We start from the raw sequence: 14,124 nt of genomic DNA, 5'->3' as shown, positions 1-14,124 counted from the left end.
GGAACGCCGTCAGCGCAACGGGATCCCTTGCCCCCGCTCGCTCTCCGGCCGCGGCCCGAAGATCCGCCGCTCTCCCTCGGCGATGGCCACGTCGTTGATGCTGGCCTCCCGCCGCCGCATGTATCCCTCTTCGTCGAACTCCCAGTTCTCATTGCCGTAGCTGCGCCACCACTGCCCGTCGGCGTCCCGCCACTCGTACTGGAAGCGCACCGCGATCCGGTCACCGCCGAAGGTCCACAGGTCCTTCCGCAACGCGTAGTCCCGCTCCCGCTCCCACTTGTGGGTCAGGAACTCCTCGATCTCCGCCCGCCCCGTGACGAACTCGGAGCGGTTGCGCCACACCGAATCCGGCGTGTACGCCGCCGCGACCCGAGCGGGTTCCCTGGTGTTCCAGGCATCCTCGGCGGCCTGCACCTTCTGCCGGGCGCTGGCCTCGTCGAACGGGGGAACCGGTGCACGCGTCATCGAACACTCCCAACACTTCTAACGGATAGACCACGTTGCTGACGTGAGAACAGAACCACGAACTTCTCACGGAATCAACCCACTGCTACCGTGAGAACGTGCTACTTCCCGGTGAGCCGCTCCCGGTACACCTGATGAACACCGTCTGGGCCGACCGCGCCGGTGTGCACGACACCCTGGCCACCCTGGACTCACTCCGTGGCTGGCTCGCTGCCGTGCACGACGACGCCACAGCCCAACGGATCACCGAGAACGATATCCCGCACTTCTACACCCTGCGCGCCGCCCTGCGCCGCCTCGCCGCACACCGCACCGAGGACCCCCGCGCCCGCGCCACCGCCAGCCCGCTCACCCCGGGCCAGGCCGTGGCCGCCGTCAACCGCGCCATCACCCAGTCCCCGGCCAGTCCTCAACTGACCCTGACCGGCCACACCCTGGGCAGCACCACCACCAGCAAGGGCAGCCCCGCCGCCCGCGTCCTGGCCTGCGTCGCCACCCAGGCCATCCCGGTGCTCACCACCGCCCCGCTGCAGGCCTGCCTGGCCCCCGCCTGCGTCGTCTACTTCACCAAGGACCACCCCCGCCGCGAGTGGTGCTCCACCACCTGTGGCAACCGGGCCCGGGCCGCCCGCCACTACAACCGCCACAAGCCCACGCCCTGACGCACCAACCACCGACTGCCCGCCCCGGGGCCCCAGCCAGGCAGACCGCCCGACCAGTCAGCGAGCCAGCAGCCCACCACACCCAACCCGCGGCCAGGCTCGCTCCATCTCAGGCCACCACCGCGGCGGGCGCGCCCACCCACTCGCGCAGCGCCTGCTCCCGCCCGGCGCCCGTCTCGGCTCGCGACACCCAGGCCACGTGTCCATCCGGTCGCACGAGCACCGCGCGCACCCCGGCCAGGGCCGGATGTCCGGCAGGCATCCGCGCCCGCACCCCGCGCACCCGATCCGCCCACCCGGCGACCTCCCCGTCTCCGGCGAAGTCCAGCAACACGAACCGCCCGTCCCGCACCAGCTCGTAGACCCGGCGGCCCTCCCCCACCACGACATCCGGCATCCGCGCGCCCACCAACGGCTCCGCCGCCGTCCCGTACCGGGTGTCCAGCGCCGAGATCCCTCCCGCCAGCCGGAGGTTGACCTCCTCGATCCCGAGCAGGTCGTCCAGCACCGCCCGCAACGCCGCCACCGGCCGCCGGTACTCGGGCATCAGCATCAGTTCCAGCAGCAGCGTCTGGGCCATCGTGTTGTCCACGACCCGCTGCCCCACCGGATGCCGCTCGGCGTGGTAGCTGTCCAGCAACCCGGCCGGGGCCCAGCCCTTGATCTCGGCGGCCAGCTTCCAGCCCAGGTTCATCGCGTCCTGCAGCCCGACGTTGAGCCCCTGCCCCGCCGCCGGGAAGTGGATGTGCGCGGCGTCCCCGGCCACCAGCACCCGCCCGTGGCGGTACCGGTCGGCCAGCCGGGTGGCGTTGCCGAACCGGGACAGCCAGCGCGGTCGCGCCACCCCGAGGGTGGATCCGGTCGCCCGCCGCAACGCGGCCAGGAACTCCGCCTCGGTCACCGGTTCGGACACCGGGACCCGCATCCGCTCGGCGTCCGGCAGCACGAACCGGGTCACCCCGTCGCCCAGCGGCGCGGCCAGCACGCCGTGTTCGCCCGCCCGCCGCACCGCCGCCGGCCCGGCCACCGCGAAGTCGCCGAGCATCGCGGAGAACGTGCTGTCACTGCCCGGGAATCCGATGCCACCCGCCTGCCGCACCACGCTCCGCCCGCCGTCACAGCCCACCACGAACCCGGCCCGCACGAGGTAGTCCCCGTCCGGCCCGCGCACCTCGACCTCCACGCTGTCGACGTCCTGCCGCAGCCCGGTGACGGCATGCCCGCGCCGCGGCCGCACGCCGAGTTCCGCGGTTCGCGCCGCGAGCAGTTCCTCGGTGTGGGACTGGGCGAGGAACAGCGAGTACGGGTGCGGCGAGTCCAGGTCCGCGAAGTTCAGCCCGGTGGGCAATCCGGCGAAGTGCCAGCCCGGCACCGGCTGCCCACGCGCCAGGAATCCCTCCGCGATGCCCCGCAGGTCCATCAGCTCCACACTGCGCGGATGCAGGCTCAGCGCCCGCGAATCCCGTTGCGGCGCCTCCCGGCGTTCCAGCACCAGCACCCGGACTCCAGCCAGTGCCAGTTCACCGGCCAGCATCAACCCGGTCGGGCCCGCCCCGGCCACCACGACGTCGACGTCCACTCGCACACCTCCGCAGCAATTTCTGAACAACGTTCATTTAACTGTTGCTAGTGTGCTCCGCCATGACCGGTCCGTCAAACACCGCCCCGGCCCGCACACCGCGCGGACGGCCACCGCGGATCGATCAGGAGCGGGCCGTGACCACCGCGCTGGCGGTGCTGGACACCGAGGGCCTGGACGCCCTGACCATGCGCCGCCTGGCAGCAGCCCTGGGCGTGCAGGCCGGCACCCTCTACGGCTACTTCGCCGACAAACCGGCCGTGCTCACCGCGATGGCCGAGCGGATGCTGCACGGCTGCGCCGAGCCCTGGCCGACCAGTCCGGGCTGGCAGGCCCAGGTCACCGAACTCGCCTGCCGGATGCGTCTGGCGCTGCTACGGCATCGCGATGGCGCGCGGGTCTACGCGGGCACCCGGACCACCGGCTCCAACACCCTGGGTTTCGCCGACACCTTCGTCGGCGTGCTGACCGCGGCCGGTTTCACCACGGAGGACGCGGTGCGGGCCTCCTTCACCGTCATCCGCTTCGTCATCGGCCACACCCTGGAGGAACAGGCCGGCGATGACCGGCTGGCGGCCGATGTCGAGTCCCTGCACCGGGCCCTGGCCACCGAGGACTACCCCCGGCTGACCGCGGCCGCGCACCTGATCACCAGCGCCGACCCGGAGAGCTACTTCGAGTTCGGCGTCCGCGCCCTGGTCGCCGGATTCCGCGAACTGCCCCGGCAGCCGTAAACACCTGTCACGCCAAGGGTTTGCGAGCGCGGAACCGGAATGAGCGGCCGGGCAGCACGGTCAGCCAGATGTCGGTGAACCCGGCGGTCCGCAGCCGTGGCGCCAGGGTGTCCGGGTTGACCGGGACATAGGTGTCGTAGCGGTGGCCGAGCCGGAAGCCCAGGCTGGGCACCCCGTCTATCCCGGCGAAGGTCCCACCCGGTCGCAGCACCCGGCACGCCTCGGCGAAGAGCCGGTCCTGCAACGCCACCGACGGCACGTGATGCAGCATGGTGAAGCTGCCAACCCCGGTGAAGCTGTTGTCCGGCAACGGGATCGCCGTCCCGTCGCCCTCGATCACCCGCACCTGGCCACCCAGCCGCGCCCGCAGCCCGCGTGCCAGCTCGGATCGATCTCCACCGCGGTCAGCCGGGGGGTCCGGGTGGCCAGTGCCACGGTGGTCGCGCCGTAGCCGGGGTCGATCTCGAGCACATCGGCGCCCAGATCGACGCCGTCCAGTGCCCACGGGATGATGTCGCGAGCCACCCTCCGGGCCCATCGGTCCGAACGGCACAACCAACGGTGGCACAGGTTCATCGGCATGGTCGCGACCCTAGGAACCGTCGCCGATGTCCGCTACGAGCTAGCCTGACAACCGATGTCGCCATCCGGACAGCCCGCGGGGCAGCGGGCCCTGCCGCTGCTCGTGCCCGCCTCGGGCGCGGTGCTGGTAGGCAGCTTCGAACTGCGGCTGGGCACCCGCTTCGACTGGCACCTGCACCCGGTGCACCAACTCGCCTGGGCCGCCACCGGAGTCCTGGCGGTGACGACACCGGAGGGCACCTGGGTGCTGCCGACCAACCGCGCGCTGTGGCTGCCAGCCGGGATCGGGCACAGCACCGCCGCGATCGGCAGCGCGGTCATGCGCAGCCTCTACCTAGACCCGGCGGTGTGCCCGCCGGGCTGGCCCGCGCGGTGGTCGAGGCCGACGGTGGTCGCCGCCTCGCCACTGCTGCGTGAGCTGATTCCCTACCTGGGCCAGGAAACCCTGGCCCCGCGGGCCCGCGCCCGCGCCGAGGCCGTGGTGTTCGACCTGCTGGAGCCACTGCCGGTGACCACCCTGGCGGTGCCCGGCCCACGCGATCCGCGGACCCGGGCCGTCGCCGCGGCCCTGGCCGCCGATCCGGCCGACCCGCGGACCCTGCGGGGCTGGGGCCGCCAGGTCGGCGCCAGCGAACGGACCCTGGCCCGGCTGTTCCGGGCCGAGACCGGCCTGCCCTTCGGCCGGCGGCGCACCCAGTTGCGGATCCAGGCCGCGCTTCCGTTGCTGGCACACGGAAGCGCGGTGTCCACTGTGGCCAGACGCGTCGGCTACGAGAGCGTCAGCGCCTTCGTGGCGGCCTTCCGGGCCGCGGTCGGCGTGCCGCCCGGCCAGTACTTCGGCCGGGTCACGGAATGACCCGCCGCTTGCGCATCTCTGTGAAGATGTCAAAGAACATGTGCTCGGTCTGCACGTAACGGTGGAACCCGAACCGGCGGGCCTTGGATCCGTCGGCGAACATGTCGTAGTCCCACGAGAACACGAAGTCCCCGAAGGCCCACGAGGACACCTCGCGGTAGCTGTGGCCGGCCAGACCGTGCGCCTCGGTCATCCGGTCCCACAACGGTTCCTTGTCCGCCATCACCGTTTCCAGCGACATCCGCAGCGGCGGCGCGACCGGCAGGTCGAAGAACTCGGCGATCTTCGGCCACAGCTCGCTCCACCGGAACAGGTCACCGTTGTTGATGTTGAATGCCTGGTTGGCGCAGGCCGGATCCGTTGCCGCCCAGACGGTTGCCTCGGCCAGCAACCCCGCGTCGGTCATCTCCAGCAGCGCGTCGTAGGCGCCCGGTTTGCCGGGGAAACGCAGTGGCAGACCGAGTTCCTTGGAGATCGAGGCGTACACCGCGATCACCATGGCCAGGTTCAGCGGGTTGCCGAGCCCGATTCCGGCGACCACCGACGGGCGGATGGCCGACCAGGTCCAGCTCTTGCCTTCCTGGCGCCGTACCAGGAAGTCCTGCTGGTCCACGTTGAACTCCGGTGGCATGTGGCCGGCGTCGTCCTCACGGGCCGGGGTCTTGAACGGGCCGAGGTGCGCGCCGTAGACCTTGTAGCCCTGCATGAGGCTGACGTGCTCGAGACCGGTCGCGACCGGCTCGATCGCCTCGACGACGTTGACCAGCATGGCCAGGTTCGGCGCCACCAGTTCCGCCCAGCTCGGCCGGTCCTGGTAGGCGGCGTAGAAGACGTGCGTCACCGAGTCGAGCCCGGCCAGCTTCTCCCGGGTGTCCGCCGGATCCAGCAGATCAACCGAGAGATAGCGCAGCCGCTCCCGATCGGCGCCGCCCCGCCGGGACAGCCCGATGACCTCCCAATCGCCCAGTCCGAGCAGGTGCTCGACCAGGTTGCCGCCGATGACGCCGTTGGCTCCGACGACCAGTGCGACCTTCCCCAGTGTGCTCATAGGACGATCTTCAGCTCAGCCCGCCGATGAGTCCAACGCTTAGTGCTCATGCCCGCCATAACCGGCGCTCATGTCACCCGCAGGCCGTCCAGCAACACCGCCAGCAGCCGACGCCAGGCTTCCGGCTCGGATTCCTTGGTGGCCAGCACGATCGGCCCGAAGGAGAGCACGAACAACCCGATGTCGCCGGCGCTGACATCGGCCCGTAGCGAACCTTCCCGGTGCGCGCGATCGACCAGGTCACCCAGGGACTGCCGCAGGTGTGACTGGCACGCCTCGACCGCGGACTCCGCCACCGCCAAGCCGTCCAGGAACGCCCGGTTGGCGGCCATCAGCTCGACGGTGTGCTCGATAAGGGCACGAAGTCCCTGCCACGCACCGGCCGAGGCACGAGCAGCGGCGGCACGCTGCTCCCACTCCACGATCTTCGCCTCCAGCGCCGCCTCGACCAGCGACTTCTTGGTGCTGAAATGCCGATACAGAGTGCCCATGCCCACATCAGCCAGCCGGGCGATCTCCCGAACATCCACCTCGAGCCCACGGTCCCGGAACGCCTCCGTGGCCGCGCCGAGGATCTGGGCCCGGTTCCGCGCCGCGTCGGCCCGAAGTGGCTTGGCTCCCGCACTGTCCGCCGCACTCATGACTCCATTCTAGTCGGCAACTGGAACGTCTGCTCCGCCTCTGCTACCTTGACCATACGGAGCAACTGCTCCTATTGCAAACGAGAGGTGGACATGGGCACCACAGTGATCTCCGGCGGCACCGACGGTCTGGGCAGGGCGCTGGCCGAGCACCAGCTCCGAGCAGGCGAGACAGTCGTGGTGATCGGCCGGGACGCGGGCAAGTTCGAGACCTTGGCGGCCAGTGCGCCCGGCCGCGCGCACTTCGTCCAGGCCGATTTGCGACTGATCGCGGAGAACGACCGGGTCGCCGCGCACATCGCCGAGCGGCAGCCGCGGATCGACACCCTGTTCCTCGCGGCCGCCGACGTGGTCCGCGGCCGCACCCTGACCACCGAGGGCATCGAGCACAACCTGGCCCTCTACGCCCTGAGCCGGCACGTCCTGGCCACCGCGCTACTCCCCCGGCTGAGCGCGGCCACCCGCCCGGTGATCATCAACACCGCGGTCCCTGGCGCTCCCAGGACCGCGATCCACTGGGACGATCTCACCCTGGCCGACGCCTACAGCTGGCGCGCCGCCAACCAGCAGAGCCGTCGCGCCAACGAACTCTCCGGCCTGGCGCTCACCAAGGCCGAGCCCAGGCTGAAGTACGTCCTCTACAACCCGCTGTTCGTGCGCAGCAGCCTCTCCGGCGACCTCTCCCCCGCCCACCGCGCGCTCACCCGGGTCCTGTTCCGTCTGGCCCCCACCCCGGAGCAGGCACTCACCCCGATCCTGGCCCTGCTGGCCCAGCCACCGGCCGGCCGACTGTCGGCCTACACGAAGAAGAAGCGATTACCCCTGGAGGTCACGCCGGCGGATCACGCCGAAGCCCGCCGGTGGACCGAACTGACCACCCGACTCCGCACCGGCTCCTGACCGGCAGTGGCCGCGTGCCACCTAGAGAACCTTGGGAGGCAACGTCATTCGCGTGTCCTCCGGTCGTCACATCGGCGGGCGACCGAATGGAGGCAGGGCAGTGGTTACCGTGGACGACCTGGCGTGGTGGCGGTCCTGGCGGGACCGCCAGGTGCATGCCTTCATTGTCGGGGGGCTTGATCCGCGGCGGCCGCCTGCCGAGTTGACCGCGCTGTGCGGTCATCGGGCGCCGACGACCGTGGTGGAACCTCGGAGTGTGGGGATGCCGTGTGTCCTGTGCATCGCGCAGGCGCCAGTGGGCGAGAATCCCTGATCGCACGGGGGTTTTCTCCACCCGTCGGCGCGGTGCCTGGGACCCCTGACTCCGTGCGGTTCGCGGAGCAGAGTTCCGGGCATGACACAGCCGCTGCTCGACTCACGGGTCGCACCCACCTCCGTCCGGTATTCCGCCGCGTTGTGGCTGGCCGCGGTGGGCGCCGGGGTGGCCGAGACCGTGCTCGGCGTGCTCGAGCACCAGCCGACGGCGGACGAAGCTGTGGTGCCGGTGGGGATCCGGGTGGTGGTGACGGCGATCCTGGTGCCGCTCATCCTGGCCTTCCGCCGGGGGCGGGGCTGGGCGCGGGTAGCGCTGGCCTTGCTGCTGGGGGTGGCGGGGACGCTGTCGCTGGTGGTGGAGCCGATCTCGTGGCTGGCCGCGGGCAACGACCCAGTGACGCTGTTCGCCGGGGCCGATGCCGGGTTCCTGGTTTTCGCGGTGGTGCGCGCGTTGCACATCGCGGCGGTGTTCGGGGCGCTCGTCTTGATGTTCACGCCGAGCGCCAACGGGTGGTTCCGGCGGCACTGAGGGCTGGGTGCCCTGACCAGGTTACGTAGCCCGGCGACAGGTGCCGGGGCGGGGCGGCCTACCATCAGGGGCCGTGGCCGCTAACTCCGCCGAACCCTCCACCGACACCCCCGCACCCGCGTCGGGACCGTCGCAGAAGCTGACCAGGGGCGTCCTGGTGACGAACCTGGTGTTGCAGGTCGTCATCGCGGTCACCGGGTCGGTGGTGCGGGTGACCGGGTCTGGATTGGGTTGCCCTACCTGGCCGAACTGCTTCCCTGGCAGCCTGGTGCCGATCGAGCACCCCGAGTTCGCCTGGTTCCACCAGTGGATCGAGTTCGGGAACCGGCTGCTCAGCGGAGTGGTCGGCATGGTCGCGCTGGCCTGCTTCGTGCTGGCCTGGCTGCACCGGCCGCGGCGGCGGCGCCTGACCCGGCTGGCCGCCTACACCCTGGCGGGCACCATCAGCCAGGGCGTGATCGGCGGGATCACCGTGCTGGCCGGGCTGGTGTGGTGGACCGTGGCCGGGCACTTCCTGGTCTCGATGGTGCTGGTGTGGGTGGCCGTGCTGCTGGTCCGGTCGCAGCGGGAGACCGACGCACCGGCGCAGCCGCTGATCCCGGCGGCGTTGCGACAGTTGCTGGTGGTCAGCACGGTGGTGCTGGTCGGGGTGCTGGTGGTGGGCACCATGCTCACCGGGGCCGGTCCGCACGCGGGTGATGCCGCGACCGCCCGGCTCAACGCCTCGGTGTCCGGGCTGGCGCAGGCGCACGCCGACCTGCTGTTCCTCTTCCTCGGGCTGTTGATCGCGTTCGCGTTCGCGTTGCGGGCGGTGTCGGCGCCGGGCGGGGTGTGGCGGGCTTACTGGTGGCTGATCGCCGTGGTGCTCGCGCAGGGATCGGTGGGCATGATCCAGTACCTCACGGGCGTGCCCGAGGTACTGGTGATCTTCCACGTGCTCGGCGCGGCGCTGGTGACGGTGGGGATGGCGAACATGTGGGCGGCGACCGGGGATCGCGGTCAGCGCGGTTTGGCGGCCGACCACTTGGCGGGGAGTTCGGCGACCTCGGTGGCCAGCCAGCGGTAGTAGGCGTCCACGGTGCGCAGCCGCTGGGCGCGGTCGCCCTGACCACTGAGCAGGCGCAGGCCCTCGTGGGTCAGTTCGTTGACCGCGGCGACGGCCTCCAGGCGGCGGAGCATGACCTCGGCCCACGCCTGGGCGCGGACCTCGTAGACCGCGGCCTCGCGGCCCCGGCGGGTGGTCTTGCTGACCAGACCGCGGGCCATGAGCAGCCGGACGTTGGTGCTCACCGACCCGCTGCTGGCGGAGAGGGCGGCGGAGAGTTCGGCGGCGGTGCGCTCGGGCGGGTCGCAGATCAGCAGGAAGCCCAGGATCCGGCCGGCGATGAGGGGCATGCCCTCCTGGGCTTCGAACCTGGCCGCGAACGATTCGATCCAATCGGACGGCTGGCGACCACCGGTACGGCTGACGTCGGACACTGCGGACCTCCATATCTCTTTCAGTTGGAACTGAAGAGATGGTAGCAATGAAGCTGCCTGGGTGTGCGGAAGTGATCGCGGGAATAGTGGCGGGGTTGGGCATGAGGGGCGGCTGACTGCGGCCGGGGCCGGGCGCCCCAGAGGCCCGAGGGCAGGGGAGGCCCGGAGGCAGGGGCCAGGAGGCAGGGGCCAGGGAGCGGGCGGCTGGGAGGCGGAGGCGCCGGAGGTCCGGGGACCGGGGATCCGGGGGCCGGGGATCCGGGACGGGGCGAGAGCCGGGCTTCGGCACGCGAGTAGCGAGCCGGGCGCCGGAGGCCGTGAGCCAGAGGCCCGGGGGCAGAAGGCAGGGAGAGGGCAAGAGCCGGGCGGCGGACTGCGGGCGACGGAACCAGGGCGGGAGTCGCAGCCGGGAGCTGGGCGGCGGCAGGCAGAGCGTGAGCCGGGGACCGGGACCGGGGACCGCGAACTGGAGGCCGGGCAGCGGCGCGGCGGGGCGCGCGGCGGGGCCGGGCAGCGGCATACCGGCGCGCGCGGCGGGGCCGGGTGGCAGCATGCCGGGGCGCGAGTTGGCTTGGGCGGGCGGCTGGAGGCGGCTTGGTTTGGCGAGGGCGGCGGGTGGGCCGCCGTCGCCGGTGGGGCGGGCTGGGGAGCTAGCCGCGGGCTCGGGGGCCTGCCATCTTCTTGCGGTGGGCGGGGCCGATCTTGGTGGCGGCGATGGTCTCGCGGTCCCAGTCGTGGCCGTCCAGGCCCTCGACCTTGGCCACCAGGGCCTCACCAGTGGCCATGTCGGGGACGATGACGTCGCCCAGGGCGCCGTCGTCGCCTACCAGGACTACTCGGACGCCGGCTCGGCCGATGTTCTCCACCACGGCTCGGGCGGACTTGCCGTGGGCAGCGACAAACGCGGTGGCGGCGGCGACCGCGGCCTTCGAAGGCTCACTCACCCGGGTCACTCTAGCTGGCCTGGGCGGGAAATCCGGCCGGTGGGAACACGTCCGTGACCGGTTCTGTTGGCAACAGTGACCGGGAAGATCACGCGAGAGGTGCGGGTTTCATGCGCGCAGTGCAGGTGCAGGCATACGGTGGCCCCGAGGTGCTGGTGGCGGCCGAGGTGGCCGATCCGGTGGCCGGTCCCGGGGAGTTGCTGGTGCGGGTGGCGGCCAGCGGGGTCAACTACATCGACACCTACCACCGGACCGGGGTGTATCCGGTGCCGTTGCCCTTCACGCCTGGTCTTGAGGGTGCGGGTGAGGTTGTCGCGGTCGGGGACGGGGCGACCGAGTTCGGGGTGGGGGCCCGGGTGGCGTGGGCCTCGGCGATCGGGTCCTACGCGGAGCTGGCCGCCGTGCCCGCTTCGGCCGTGGTGCCGGTGCCGGACGGCGTTGACCTGGTGGTGGCGGCGAGTTCGATGTTGCAGGGGATGACCGCGCATTACCTGACCACCTCGACCTATCCGGTGCAGGCCGGGGATGACGTGCTGGTGCACGCGGCGGCGGGCGGCATGGGGTTGCTGCTGACCCAGTTCGTCAAGGCCAAGGGTGGGCGGGTGATCGGGACCGTGTCCACCGCGGCGAAGGAGAAACTGGCCCGCGAGGCCGGGGCGGACGAGATCATCCGGTACACCGAGGCCGATGTGACTGAGCAGGCTCGTGCGCTGACCGGCGGGCGCGGGGTGGCCGTGGTGTACGACGGAGTGGGGGCCACGACCTTCGACGCCAGTCTGGCCAGTTTGCGGCCGCGGGGGGTGCTCGCCCTCTACGGCGCGGCCAGCGGGCAGGTTCCGCCTGTTGACCTGCAACGACTCAACCAGGCCGGATCGGTCTACGTCACCCGGCCCAGCCTCGGGCACTACACCGCCAACCGTGAGGAGCTGCTGTGGCGCTCCGCCGAGGTGCTCTCCGGAGTGGCCGACGGGTCGCTGAACATCCGGGTCGGCGCGCGGTACGCCCTCAGCGAAGCCCGGCAGGCGCATGAGGACCTCCAGGGGCGGCGCACCACCGGGAAGGTGCTGCTGGTGGGCTGATCGACTTCAGCACAGCGCCCCCTGGTCCGGTTGGGCCGGGGGCGTTGTCGTCTGCTTCACAGTCTGAAACTTTGCACGTTGTGAAGTTTTCTGGTTCCTTGGTGAGGTGACCACCACCGACCGGCCGCCCGGACTGCGGGAGCGGAAGCGGCAGGAGACCCACCGCACGATCGCGCTGACCGCGTTGCGCCTGATCGCCGAGCGCGGCCTGGAACACGTGACGGTCGAGGACATCGCCGGCGAGGTCGGCGTCTCCTCCCGCACGTTCTTCAACTACTTCGGCTCCAAAGAGGACGCGCTGTCCACCCCCTACCCCGACCACCGGCACCGGATCGACCGCCTGGTGGAGCGGCTGGCGGAGACACCGGCAGGGCCGGATCCGCTGGCGGGGCTGCTGGCGATCGCCCGGCCGGACCTGGCGCGGATCGACGCCGACCGGGACGAATGGCTGCTGCGGATGACCGTGTTCACCGACAACCCGCAACTGCTGGCCCGCACCGCGGTGCTGGAGTCCGCCGGTGAGCAGCAGCTGACCGAGGCCATCGCGCGCTGGTGCGGACTACCCGCCGACGACCAGTACCCGGCGCTGGTGCTCTACACCTTCGGCGCCGCGGTGCGCTCGGCCATGCGCCGCTGGTACGCCGTGCACGGCGCCGAATCGGTGGTCGCGCTCGTCGACACCGCCTGTGCCGCCTTGGCACGCGGCCTTCCCCTGCCTGCCGACGCAACGCCGCGCGGCGCGACCACGTGACCGATCTCCACTGGGAACCGAGGAAAAACCGATGACTACAACCGCGGCGGCGCCGGCACAGGCGTCCGTGGCGACGAACAAGAGCGCGGTGCTGCAAGCGCTGTCCGGCCTGATGATGGGCATGTTCGTCGCGATCCTGGCCTCGACCGTGGTGGCCAACGCGTTACCCCGGATCATCTCCGAACTGGGCGGCTCGCAGGCCAGCTACACCTGGGTGGTGACCACCGAACTGCTGGCCATGACCGCCACGGTTCCGTTGTGGGGCAAGCTTTCCGACCTCTACAGCAAGAAACTGCTGATCCAGCTCTCGCTGGGCCTGTTCGTGATCGGCTCCCTGGTCGCCGGGTTCGCCGAGAGCATGGACGTGCTCATCGCCAGCCGGATCGCGCAGGGCATCGGCGCCGGCGGGCTCACCGCGCTGGCGCAGGTGATCATGGCCGCGATCCTCTCGCCGCGGGAACTGGGCCGCTACTCCGGGCTGTTCGGCGGGGTGTTCATGGTCGGCACGGTGGCCGGTCCGCTGATCGGCGGCGTGCTGGTGGACACCTCCTGGCTGGGCTGGCGCTGGTGCTTCTTCATCGGCGTGCCACTGGCCGTGGCCGCGATCATCCTGTTGCAGCGCACGCTGAACCTGCCGGTGGCCCGACGCAAGGTCAAGATCGACTACCTGGGCGCGTTCCTGATCACCGCGGGCGTCTCGCTCACCCTGGTGTGGTCCTCGCTGGTGGGCAAGCAGTTCGAGTGGATGTCCGGGGCCACCCTGGGCCTGCTCGGCGGCGGACTGCTGATCCTGGCCCTGGCGGTGTTCGTGGAATCGCGGGCGGCCGAGCCGATCGTGCCGCTGACCATCTTCCGCAACCGCACCGTCACCCTGACCACGGTGGCCAGCTTCCTGGTCGGCGTGTCCATGTTCGGCGGCACCGTGTTCCTCTCCCAGTACTTCCAGCTCGCGCTGGGACACACGCCGACGGTGGCCGGACTGCTCAGCCTGCCGATGATCGTGGGCATGCTGGTCTCCTCCACCCTCGCCGGTCAGCGGATCAGCAAAACCGGGCGGTGGAAGCACTTCCTGGTCGCCGGGGCCACCCTGATGACGGTGGGCCTTGGGCTGCTGGGCACCATCGACGCGCACACCAGCCTGGTGCTGCTCGGGGTCGGCATGGGCATGCTGATGCAGAACCTGGTGCTGGCGGCGCAGAACGACGTGCCCGCCAAGGATCTGGGCACGGCGACCTCGGTGCTGTCCTTCTTCCGCAGCCTGGGCGGCACCATCGGGGTCAGCGCGCTGGGCGCGGTGCTGGCCAGCAACGTCGCGGGCAAGCTCGGCGCGAGCGCGCTGCCCGGTGGCGGCGGGGAGGCGGTGCCGAACCTGGCGCATTTGAGCGAGTCCGCCCGGCAGGTGGTGCAGGAGGCGTACGGGTCGGCCACCGGTGAACTGTTCCTGATCTCCGCGCCGATCGCGTTGCTGGTGGTCGTGGCGGTGGTGTTCCTGCGGGCGATCCCGTTGAAGACGCAGAGCGGGATGGACCGGCTGGCGGAGGAATCCGCGGCCTGACAACA

The 14,124-nt window shown here is 71.1% G+C and carries 17 protein-coding genes; 9 read left to right on the top strand and 8 right to left on the bottom strand.

Annotated elements, in window-relative coordinates; genetic code table 11:
- Positions 1–9: 9 nt before the first annotated feature.
- The gene (locus tag ACTOWY_RS19695) at positions 10–465 is read right to left on the bottom strand and encodes a DUF1348 family protein (RefSeq protein WP_441311103.1); all 456 of its coding nucleotides are present in this window, start codon (positions 463–465) and stop codon (positions 10–12) included.
- Between the two features lie 98 nt (positions 466–563).
- Between ACTOWY_RS19695 and ACTOWY_RS19690 the strand changes: the two genes are divergently transcribed.
- A complete protein-coding gene (locus ACTOWY_RS19690) occupies positions 564–1,127 on the top strand; it encodes a CGNR zinc finger domain-containing protein (RefSeq protein WP_441311102.1) in 564 nt (187 codons plus the stop codon).
- A gap of 109 nt (positions 1,128–1,236) precedes the next feature.
- On the opposite strand, the gene ACTOWY_RS19685 is transcribed toward ACTOWY_RS19690, so the two are convergent.
- Positions 1,237–2,706 (bottom strand): FAD-dependent monooxygenase, encoded by a 1,470-nt coding sequence (locus ACTOWY_RS19685; RefSeq protein WP_441311101.1) that lies wholly within the window; start codon positions 2,704–2,706, stop codon positions 1,237–1,239.
- A 62-nt stretch (positions 2,707–2,768) separates the two neighbouring features.
- Here ACTOWY_RS19685 and ACTOWY_RS19680 point away from each other — a divergent pair, with 62 nt between their 5' ends.
- Positions 2,769–3,440, top strand: a complete 672-nt coding sequence (locus ACTOWY_RS19680) for a TetR/AcrR family transcriptional regulator C-terminal domain-containing protein (protein WP_441311100.1) — start codon at positions 2,769–2,771, stop codon at positions 3,438–3,440.
- A gap of 7 nt (positions 3,441–3,447) precedes the next feature.
- Here the strand turns inward: ACTOWY_RS19680 and ACTOWY_RS19675 are convergent, their stop codons facing one another.
- Together ACTOWY_RS19675 and ACTOWY_RS19670 are read right to left on the bottom strand one after the other, a co-directional pair.
- Positions 3,448–3,786, bottom strand: coding sequence for a class I SAM-dependent methyltransferase (locus ACTOWY_RS19675; protein ID WP_441311099.1), 339 nt, complete (start codon positions 3,784–3,786; stop codon positions 3,448–3,450).
- The gene (locus ACTOWY_RS19670; protein ID WP_441311098.1) at positions 3,777–3,965 is read right to left on the bottom strand and encodes a hypothetical protein; all 189 of its coding nucleotides are present in this window, start codon (positions 3,963–3,965) and stop codon (positions 3,777–3,779) included. The genes ACTOWY_RS19675 and ACTOWY_RS19670 overlap by 10 nt, the downstream gene beginning before the upstream one ends.
- A 112-nt stretch (positions 3,966–4,077) precedes the next feature.
- Here ACTOWY_RS19670 and ACTOWY_RS19665 point away from each other — a divergent pair, with 112 nt between their 5' ends.
- The gene (locus ACTOWY_RS19665; protein WP_441311097.1) at positions 4,078–4,878 is read left to right on the top strand and encodes an AraC family transcriptional regulator; all 801 of its coding nucleotides are present in this window, start codon (positions 4,078–4,080) and stop codon (positions 4,876–4,878) included.
- Here ACTOWY_RS19665 and ACTOWY_RS19660 read toward each other — a convergent pair.
- Both ACTOWY_RS19660 and ACTOWY_RS19655 read right to left on the bottom strand, forming a co-directional pair.
- Positions 4,868–5,926: an SDR family oxidoreductase gene (locus ACTOWY_RS19660; RefSeq protein ID WP_441311096.1), complete on the bottom strand. Its 1,059-nt coding sequence runs from the start codon at positions 5,924–5,926 to the stop codon at positions 4,868–4,870. The genes ACTOWY_RS19665 and ACTOWY_RS19660 overlap by 11 nt on opposite strands.
- Positions 5,927–5,994: 68 nt before the next feature.
- A complete protein-coding gene (locus ACTOWY_RS19655; protein WP_441311095.1) occupies positions 5,995–6,567 on the bottom strand; it encodes a TetR/AcrR family transcriptional regulator in 573 nt (190 codons plus the stop codon).
- 93 nt (positions 6,568–6,660) lie between these two features.
- On the opposite strand from ACTOWY_RS19655, the gene ACTOWY_RS19650 reads away from it, so the two are divergent.
- From ACTOWY_RS19650 to ACTOWY_RS19640, 3 genes are all read left to right on the top strand, one after another.
- Positions 6,661–7,467, top strand: coding sequence for an SDR family NAD(P)-dependent oxidoreductase (locus ACTOWY_RS19650; RefSeq protein WP_441311094.1), 807 nt, complete (start codon positions 6,661–6,663; stop codon positions 7,465–7,467).
- A gap of 394 nt (positions 7,468–7,861) precedes the next feature.
- Positions 7,862–8,311 carry a hypothetical protein gene (locus tag ACTOWY_RS19645; RefSeq protein WP_441311093.1) on the top strand — a complete coding sequence of 150 codons (450 nt, stop codon included), beginning with the start codon at positions 7,862–7,864 and terminating at the stop codon, positions 8,309–8,311.
- A 73-nt stretch (positions 8,312–8,384) separates the two neighbouring features.
- Positions 8,385–9,377, top strand: coding sequence for a COX15/CtaA family protein (locus tag ACTOWY_RS19640; RefSeq protein ID WP_441311092.1), 993 nt, complete (start codon positions 8,385–8,387; stop codon positions 9,375–9,377).
- On the opposite strand, the gene ACTOWY_RS19635 is transcribed toward ACTOWY_RS19640, so the two are convergent.
- Complete coding sequence (locus ACTOWY_RS19635) at positions 9,311–9,706, bottom strand: MarR family transcriptional regulator (protein WP_247763424.1); 396 nt, start codon at positions 9,704–9,706, stop codon at positions 9,311–9,313. The two genes, ACTOWY_RS19640 and ACTOWY_RS19635, sit on opposite strands and share 67 nt — an antisense overlap.
- A gap of 734 nt (positions 9,707–10,440) precedes the next feature.
- Positions 10,441–10,734, bottom strand: a complete 294-nt coding sequence (locus tag ACTOWY_RS19630; RefSeq protein WP_247763423.1) for a hypothetical protein — start codon at positions 10,732–10,734, stop codon at positions 10,441–10,443.
- 110 nt (positions 10,735–10,844) lie between these two features.
- Between ACTOWY_RS19630 and ACTOWY_RS19625 the strand changes: the two genes are divergently transcribed.
- From ACTOWY_RS19625 to ACTOWY_RS19615, 3 genes are all read left to right on the top strand, one after another.
- Entirely contained in the window at positions 10,845–11,813 is a 969-nt protein-coding gene (locus ACTOWY_RS19625) for a quinone oxidoreductase family protein (protein ID WP_441311091.1), read from the top strand.
- 106 nt (positions 11,814–11,919) lie between these two features.
- Positions 11,920–12,564 carry a TetR/AcrR family transcriptional regulator gene (locus ACTOWY_RS19620; RefSeq protein ID WP_441311090.1) on the top strand — a complete coding sequence of 215 codons (645 nt, stop codon included), beginning with the start codon at positions 11,920–11,922 and terminating at the stop codon, positions 12,562–12,564.
- A gap of 31 nt (positions 12,565–12,595) precedes the next feature.
- On the top strand, positions 12,596–14,119 hold the full coding sequence (locus ACTOWY_RS19615) for an MDR family MFS transporter (protein WP_441311089.1): 1,524 nt from the start codon (positions 12,596–12,598) through the stop codon (positions 14,117–14,119).
- Positions 14,120–14,124: the final 5 nt, after the last annotated feature.

The sequence above is a fragment of the Crossiella sp. CA198 genome (assembly GCF_052078295.1).
Taxonomy (GTDB): domain Bacteria; phylum Actinomycetota; class Actinomycetes; order Mycobacteriales; family Pseudonocardiaceae; genus Crossiella.
The sequence above is the reverse complement of the archived record's forward strand: the minus strand, read 5'-3'. Positions and strand labels throughout refer to the sequence as shown.